The organism is uncultured Aquincola sp., assembly GCF_964001545.1.
Classification (GTDB): domain Bacteria; phylum Pseudomonadota; class Gammaproteobacteria; order Burkholderiales; family Burkholderiaceae_C; genus Aquincola.
Genome location: NZ_CAXFDV010000201.1, coordinates 1 through 7948, shown reverse-complemented (window position 1 = coordinate 7948; position 7948 = coordinate 1). Strand labels below are relative to the sequence as shown.

6 protein-coding genes and 1 pseudogene are annotated in these 7948 nt (G+C 71.4%); 2 read left to right on the top strand and 5 right to left on the bottom strand.

Annotated features, from left to right (window positions below):
- Both ABNT58_RS06985 and ABNT58_RS06980 read left to right on the top strand, forming a co-directional pair.
- A partial coding sequence (locus tag ABNT58_RS06985) for an EAL domain-containing protein (protein WP_348752779.1) occupies positions 1-1139 on the top strand: 1139 nt, incomplete at its 5' end.
- A gap of 1 nt (position 1140) precedes the next feature.
- The gene (locus ABNT58_RS06980) at positions 1141-2385 is read left to right on the top strand and encodes a GGDEF domain-containing protein (RefSeq protein ID WP_348752778.1); all 1245 of its coding nucleotides are present in this window, start codon (positions 1141-1143) and stop codon (positions 2383-2385) included.
- A gap of 21 nt (positions 2386-2406) precedes the next feature.
- Here the strand turns inward: ABNT58_RS06980 and ABNT58_RS06975 are convergent, their stop codons facing one another.
- The 5 genes and pseudogenes from ABNT58_RS06975 to ABNT58_RS06955 all read right to left on the bottom strand — a co-directional run.
- Positions 2407-4083: a diguanylate cyclase gene (locus ABNT58_RS06975; protein WP_348752777.1), complete on the bottom strand. Its 1677-nt coding sequence runs from the start codon at positions 4081-4083 to the stop codon at positions 2407-2409.
- Between the two features lie 69 nt (positions 4084-4152).
- Positions 4153-5574: an APC family permease gene (locus ABNT58_RS06970; protein WP_348752776.1), complete on the bottom strand. Its 1422-nt coding sequence runs from the start codon at positions 5572-5574 to the stop codon at positions 4153-4155.
- Between the two features lie 74 nt (positions 5575-5648).
- Positions 5649-6521 carry a sugar phosphate isomerase/epimerase family protein gene (locus ABNT58_RS06965; RefSeq protein WP_348752775.1) on the bottom strand — a complete coding sequence of 291 codons (873 nt, stop codon included), beginning with the start codon at positions 6519-6521 and terminating at the stop codon, positions 5649-5651.
- On the bottom strand, positions 6518-7735 hold the full coding sequence (locus tag ABNT58_RS06960) for a dihydrodipicolinate synthase family protein (RefSeq protein ID WP_348752774.1): 1218 nt from the start codon (positions 7733-7735) through the stop codon (positions 6518-6520). The genes ABNT58_RS06965 and ABNT58_RS06960 overlap by 4 nt, the downstream gene beginning before the upstream one ends.
- 4 nt (positions 7736-7739) lie before the next feature.
- Positions 7740-7948 (bottom strand): annotated as a pseudogene (locus tag ABNT58_RS06955) (gfo/Idh/MocA family oxidoreductase); the annotation flags it as partial.

Here is a 7948-nt window from a genome sequence, read left to right as displayed (position 1 = left end):
TGCAGGCCCACTGCGCCGGCCGCGCGCTGGCCGTGGCCCGCCTGGGCGGCGACGAATTTGCGGTGCTGCTGCCGGGGGCCGACCCCGCCACCGCCGAGCTGCTGGCGCGCGGGCTGCTGACTTCGCTGTGCGCGCCCTACCAACTGGCCGACGAGCGGCGCACGCGCATCGGTGCCTCGGTGGGCATTGCACTGTCGCCGCCGCATGGGCATGACGGCGAAACCCTGCTGTCGCGCGCCGACATCGCGCTGTATGCCGCCAAGGCCGCCGGCCGGGGCACGGTGCGCACCTTCACCACCGAGATGCTCACCCGCATGCAGGAGCGGGTGGACCTGGAGGTACGCCTGCGCGCCGCGCTGGACACCGAAGAAGGCATGTTCGTGTTTTTCCAGCCCATCACCGACCTGGCCTCGGGCCGCATCACCGCGCGCGAGGCGCTGGTGCGCTGGTTCGACCCGCCGCGCGGCTGGGTGCCGCCGTCGGAGTTCGTGCCGGTGGCCGAAGAAGCCGAGCTGATCGACCGCGTGGGCCAGTTCGTGCTGGGCCGCGCCTGTGAAGAGGCGGCAGGCTGGGCCGACGAGGCGCGGGTGGCCGTGAACGTGTCGGCCGCGCAGCTGGGCCGCGGCACGCTGCTGCCGGCGGTGCGCCGCGCGCTGCAGGCCGCCAGCCTGCCGGCCCACCGGCTGGAGATCGAGATCACCGAGACCGCGCTGCTGCTGCACGGCGCACCGGCGCTGGCCGAGCTGCGGCTGCTGCGCGACATGGGCGTTCGGGTGGCGCTGGACGACTTCGGCACCGGGTATTCGTCGCTGGCGCACCTGCGCAGCTTTCCGTTCGACAAGATCAAGATCGACGGCTCCTTCGTGCAGGACGCGCTGCGCCGGCCCGAGTGCGCGGCCGTGGTGCGCGCCGTGGCCGAACTGGGCCGCCGGCTGGGCGTGACCACGGTGGCCGAAGGCGTCGAAACCCAGGCCCACCTGGCCTGTGCCCGGGCCGAGGGCTGTACCGAAGTGCAGGGCTATGCGCTGGGGCGCCCCGCGCCCAGCCCGAAGGATCAGGCCGCGGTGGACGCCTTGTCGGCCAGCGTCGGCACGCCGGTGGGCCCGCGGCCCCAGCCGGCCCATGTGGAAGGAATGTGACATGTCCAAGTCTTTGGACCATGAACTCAGCCTGCAGGCTGCGGTGCGGCATGAGCTGGGGCTCAAGCGCCGCTGGAAGCTGGCCTTCCAGCCGGAGGTCGAAGCCCGCTATGAGCACGACGAAGGCCCGGCGCGCGAGCGCTGGCTGGTGCGCGGCGGCGTCATCGGCCTGCTGATCTGGAACCTGTTCCTGATCAACGACTGGTTCATCCGGCGCGAGGACTTCGGCGTCGTGCTGGCCTGGCGCACGGTGATGACGGTGTATGGCGCAGGCCTGCTCACCGCCATCGCGCGCGGCTGGCTGCGGCCCGCGGCCCGTGAATGGCTGCTGGCCAGCGCCTTGCCGATGGTGATGCTGTGCGCCTGCATGGTGCTGCGTGGCACCCAGAACGAGGTGCGCATGTACGACCCCTTCGTGTTCAGCCTGGCGTTCCTGGTGCTGAACATCTCGCTGCCGCTGCGCTTTCAGCAGGCCTTGTGGATGTCGGGCATTGCGCTGCCCTCGACGGCCCTGTTCGTCGGCTTCGATCACCTGCTGCCCGAGCAGGCCCGCATCTTTTCCATCGGCCTGATGGCCTGCACCGTGTTGTTCACGCTGCAGGCCTGCCACCGCATCGAGCGCGGCTCGCGCTACAGCTACCTGCTGCGCCTGCGCGAGACGCTGGCCTTCCGCGCCGCCGAGCGCCGGGCCGACGGCTATGCCCGCCTGTCGCAGACCGATGCACTGACCGGGCTGCCCAACCGCCGCGCCTTCGACCTGGCCTTGCCCAGCCGCTGGCAGGAAGCGGCCGACGACCGGCGTTGGCTGGCCCTGGTGCTGATCGACGTCGACAACTTCAAGCAGTACAACGACCTGTACGGCCACCCGGCGGGCGATGCCTGCCTGAAGCGCGTGGGCGAAACCATGCGCGCCAACCTGCCGCCCCAGGCCTTCCTGGGCCGCATCGGCGGCGAAGAATTCGCGGCGCTGGTGCAGGGTGAATCGGCGCTGCAGTGCCAGATGGTGGCCGAACGGCTGCGCCAGGCGGTGGAAGCCATGGGCCTGCCGCATGGCGGCACCGAGCGCGGCGTGCTCACCATCAGCCTGGGCCTGGCCCTGCGCTCGCCCAGCGTGGACGGGCGGATCGATTCCTTCATGGCCTCGGCCGATGCGGCGCTGTACGACGCCAAGCACCGCGGCCGCAACCGCTGCGCCCAGGCCAGCAACTACGGCGACCTGGCGCCTGCGGTGCGCGCCGCCGGCTGAAGCCGGCGTCCAAGAGCGCCGTCACGCGAACGAATCCAGCACGCTGTCGGTGATGCGCGAGGCGTCCTCGAACGCCACCACCCGGTTGCGGCCGCCGCGCTTGGCGGCATAAAGCGCCACGTCGGCGGCATGGCTGGCGGCTGCGGCATCGCGGTGGGTGTGGGCGCGGTGCGTCATGCCCACGCTGATGGTCACGCTGCCCACCGTCTCCAGCACCAGCGCCTGGACGGCGCCGCGCAGCTTCTCGGCCACCTGCAGGCCGCCTTCGGCATCGGTCTCGGGCAGCAGCACCATGAATTCCTCGCCGCCCACCCGGGCCACGAAGTCGGTGGTGCGCAGCGTGCGCTGCAGCAGTTGCGCCACCTGCACCAGCACCATGTCGCCGGCCGCATGGCCGAAGCTGTCGTTCACACGCTTGAAGTGGTCGATGTCGATGCCCATCAGCGTCATCGGCTGGTGGTTGCGGCGGTGGCGGCCCAGCTCGCTGCCCAGGCGTTCGTCGGCCGCGCGACGGTTGGGCAGGCCGGTCAGCGGGTCGCGCCGGGCCAGCAGGTTGAGCTCGGCATTGGCCTGCGCCAGTGCGTGGGTGCGCTCGGCCACGCGGGCTTCCAGCGTTTCGTTGGCCTCGCGCAGCGAAGCTTCACGCGCCGCCAGCGCGGCCATCATGCGGGCCAGCGCGGTGCCCAGGCCGCGCACTTCGCTGGCGCCGCCGGGCTCGGGCAGGCGCACGTCGGGCTCGCCGGCGCCGATGCGCAGCGCCGCATCGTGGATGGCGGTCAGCGGCTTGCTCAGGCCGCCCGCCGCCCACCAGGCCACCGCCGCGGCCAGCAACGCCACCAGCAGGCCCGACCACCACACCAGGCGCTGGGCTTCATAGGCGGGCGCCAGGGCCACCGCGGCCGGCTGACGCACCACCACCCGCCAGCCCAGCTGGTTGCTGCGGGCATGCGGCTGCACCGGCGTCGCGGCGGTCAGGTAGTCGGTGCCGTCTGCCCATTCGGCCACGCGGGGCCCGGCGAGCAGCGGCGCCAGCGCCGGCGGCAGGGCGTCCGGTGCATCGGTCGGGCCCAGGATCACCTGGTCGCCGGCGTCCACCACGAACACGCGCACGCCCATCTGGCGGGCATCGCCGGTGCGCAGCAGCGAGATCACTTCGCGGCCCCAGTCCCAGTTCACATGCGCGCCCACCACCGCCACCACCCGGCCCTGCGCATCGGTCAGCGGCGCGGCAAAGTCGATGAAGCGCGGCGGCGAGCCGTCGGTGGCCGGTGGCAACAGGGTGGCCAGCAGCTTGGCCTTGTGCACGTCGCCGGTGTAGGCAGTCTTCAGGCCCTGGGCGAACCAGGGCCGCTCGGCCACGCTGCTGCCCACCAGCATGTGGCCGGTGGCCGCCACCACCTCGCCATCGGGGTGGGCGACGCCGATCCAGCTGTAGTGCGAGCGATTGGCCGCCACGCGGTCCAGGTCCTGGTCGGTGACCCGCAGGCTGCCGTCGGGGCGTACCAGCGTGACCACGGCGCCCTGGGCCAGGCGGGAGATCTCGCCCAGCCGGGTGTCCATGCCCTCGGCCATCACCGCGGCCACGCCGCGCGCCAGGTTGTGCAGCGCGCGGCCTTGCTCGGCGGCCAGATGGTTCGACATCGCGGCGCCCAGCACCCACGAGAGGCTGCTGGTGGTCAACGCCAGCAGGGTGGCCATGATCAAGGCCAGTCGGACGCGGAAACTGTTGGGCATGGGGGCGTGGGCACTCGGGCCACGCCCGAAACTTCATGGGGTCGGGGTGTTATCGGCCGAAGCCATGCCAGCCTGAGGGGGATCACCCGCCGGCCGCTTGTGGAAGGCCACGGTCAAGCCCCACAGCGACACGCCCACGGCCAGCAGCACGCCGGCGATCTGGTACTGCTCGGTGGCGCGACCGGTCCAGGGGCCGGCCAGAAACGCGCAGCTCAGCGCACCCAGCACCGGCAGCAGCGTGGGCGTGCGGAAGTGCTGGTGCTCCACCTTGTCGCGCCGCAGCACCAGCACCGCCACGTTGACCACCGTGAACACGCACAGCAGCAGCAGCGCGGTGGTGCCGCCCAGCGCAGGCACGCCGCCCACGAAGGCGATGAGGCCGAAGGCCAGCAGCGTGGTGAAGCCGATGGCGGTGTAAGGCGTGCGGCGGCGGCTGTGCACCTTGCCCAGCGCGGCGGGCAGCACCTGCTCACGCGCCATGCCGTACACCAGCCGGCTGGCCATCAGCATGTTGATGAGGGCGCTGTTGGCCACCGCGAACATGGTGATGAGCCCGAAGATGCCGATGGGAAAGCCCGGCGCGCCGGCCTGCACCACCTGCAGCAGCGGCGTTTCGCCTTCGCCCAGCTTGTCGGGCGCCACCAGCGTGACGGCCGAGATCGACACCAGCATGTAGATGATGCCGGTGATGACCAGCCCGCCCAGCAGCACCTTGGGAAAGTGGCGTACCGGGTCCTTGCACTCCTCGGCCATGTTCACCGAATCTTCGAAGCCCACCATCGCGAAAAAGGCCAGCGTGGTGGCCGCCATCACCGACCAGAACATGCCGCCGTCGACGTTGGGCTTGAACTGGGTGATGCGCGACACATCGCCCTGGCCCTGGGTGATGGCCCACAGGCCGATGCCGATGATCAGCAGCAGGCCCGACAGCTCCACGCAGGTGAGCAGCACGTTGAGCTTGACGCTTTCACCCACGCCGCGGAAGTTGACTGCCGCCACCAGCGCCATGAACACCAGGCCGATGGCGGTGATGCCGAAGCCGCCTTCCAGCCCCAGCCCGAAGGCCTGCGACAGGTAGGCCGCAAACGCCCGCGAGGCGGTGCTGGCCGAGGTGATGCCCGAGCACATCACCGCAAAGGCCACGATGAAGGTGATGAAGTGGATGCCGAAAGCCTTGTGCGCATACAACGCGGCGCCGGCCGCCTGCGGGTATTTGGTCACCAGCTCCAGGTAGCTGAAGGCGGTGATCACCGCCACCACGAAGGCCACCAGAAAGGGCAGCCACACCACGCCGCCCACCTGCGCCGCCACCTGGCCGGTGAGGGCGTAGATGCCGGTGCCCAGGATGTCGCCGACGATGAAGAGCAGCAGCAGCCACGGGCCCATCACCCGGTGCAGGCTGGGCTCGGCCTTGGGCTTGTCGCTGCCGGCGGCCGGGGCGGTGGAGGTGGTCATGGCGCGCTCCTCGGGGTGATGGTGTTGTGCCGCCCGCGCGGCACTTGCCATGCCCGCACCGGCCACCCCCGGGCTTACACCACGCTGCGGTGGCGGGCGATGCAGGTGTCCAGCACGTCTTCGCCGGGGCGCTGCCACCAGTGCTCGGAGAAGATCTCCACCTCGGCAAAGCCGCGGTAGCCGGCGGCTTCCACCCAGCCGCGCAGCTGCCGCAGCTCGATCACGCCGTCGCCCATCATGCCGCGGTCGTTCAGCAGGTCGCGGGTGGGGGTGAGCCAGTCGCACACATGGTAGGCCAGCAGCCGCTCGGCGCCGGCGCGCGCGATCTGCGCCTGCAGCTGCGGGTCCCACCACACGTGATACGCATCCAGCGCCACGCCCAGCGCGCCGCTGCGCTGCGGGTCCAGCTCGTCGCACAGGTCCAGCGCCTGCGCCAGGGTGTTCACACAGGCGCGCTCGGCCGCCTGCATCGGGTGCAGCGGCTCGATGGCCAGCGGCATGCCGACCTGGCGTGCGTGGTCCAGCGTGGCGGCAATGCCGTCGCGCACCTCGCCGCGGGCGCGGGCGATGCTTGTATAGGCAGGTTGGCCGGCCAGCGCGCCGGGCAGCGAGCCCACCACCAGCACCAGGCAGGGCGCACCCAGGGTCCTGGCTTCGTCGATGGCGCGGCGGTTGTCGTCCAGCGCGGCGCGCAGGCCGGCTGCATCGGCCGCCGGAAAAAAGCCGCCGCGGCAGTAGCCCGACAGCTGCATGCCGTGCGCGCGCAGCTGGCGCGCCGTGGCTTCCAACCCCACGGCAGCCACCTGGTCGCGCCAGGGGCTGATGGCGCGGATCTCGCGCCGCGCGCATTCGTCGATGATGCGGTCCAGCGGCCATTGCCGGCGCACGGTGGCGGTGTTGATCGACAGCCATTGATGGCCGTCCTCGAAGCTGCGTACCGCGCTCATGCGTCGACCCCATGCAGCGCCAGCAGCGTGCGCATGCGCTGCGCGGCCAGGGCCGGGTCGTCCAGCAGGTGGGCGGCATCGGCCAGGCGGAACAGCTCGGCCAGATGCTGCAGCGAGCGGGTGCTTTGCTGGCCCCCCACCATGGTGAAGTGCCGCTGGTGGCCGTTGAGCCAGGCCATGAACACCACGCCCGTCTTGTAGAAGCGGGTGGGCGCCGCGAAGATGTGGCGCGACAGCGGCACCGTGGGCGCCAGGATCTGGTGGAAGCGCGCCTCGTCGCCCGCCGCCAGGGCCGACAGCGCGGCGCTGGCTGCCGGCGCAATGGCGTCGAAGATGCCCAGCAATGCATCGCTTTGCCCATGCACCCGCGCCGTGCCGTGGCCGTCGCCGGCGATCAGCTCGGCGTAGTTGAAGTCGTCGCCGGTGTACATGCGCACGCCCTGGCCGTCGCGGCCGCCATGGGCGGGCAGGCGGCGGCGCATCGCGATTTCCTGCTGCTTGTCGAGCAGGCTGATCTTGATGCCGTCCACCTGGTCGGCATGCGCTTCGATGATGCCCAGCGCCGTGTCCATGGCCGCGGCCACGCTGCCGCCGCCCCAGTAGCCGGCCAGTGCGGGGTCGAACATCTCGCCCAGCCAGTGCAGGATGACCGGCTGCTTCGCCTGGCGCAGGATGCGGTCGTACACCCGCACATAGTCGTCCGGACCCTGAGCCACGCGGGCCAGTGCGCGGCTGGCCATCACGATCAGCCGGCCGCCCAGCGCCTCGATCGCTTCCATCTGCTCTTCATAGGCGCGGATCACGTCGTCGACGCTGCGCACGTCGTCGGGCGCCAGGTGGTCGGTGCCGCAGCCGCAGGCCACCAGCGCGCCGGGGTGGTCGCGCGCCGCGTCCAGGCTGAGGCGGATCAGCGCCAGCGAGGTGGGCCAGTCCAGGCCCATGCCGCGCTGAGCGGTGTCCATGGCCTCGGCCACGCCCAGCCCCAGGCCCCACAGGCGCTGGCGGTAGGCGATGGTGGCGTCCCAGTCGATCGCGCATTGCAGCCAGGGGTCGATGGCGGCCAGCGGATCGGCCACCACATGCGCGGCCGAGTAGGCGATGCGGTTGAAGGCCGGCCGCGCGCCCGCCGCAACCGCGGCCACCGGCGTGGCGGCCTGCAGCGTGTAGGGCCGCAGCGCGCCGTCGGCGGTGGGCAGGTTCAGGGTGATGGCCATGGGCTTACACCCGCAGCGCCGGCACGTCGACCCAGCGGCGTTCCTGCCAGCTGCGGGTGGCGGCTTCCACCAGCTGCACGCCCTTGGCGCCTTCGGGCAGCGTCCACTGGTAGGGCGCGTCTTCCACCACGTGGCGGATGAAGTGCTCCCACTGGATCTTGAAGCCGTTGTCGTACACCTGGGTGTCGGGCACTTCCTGCCACTGGTCGAAGA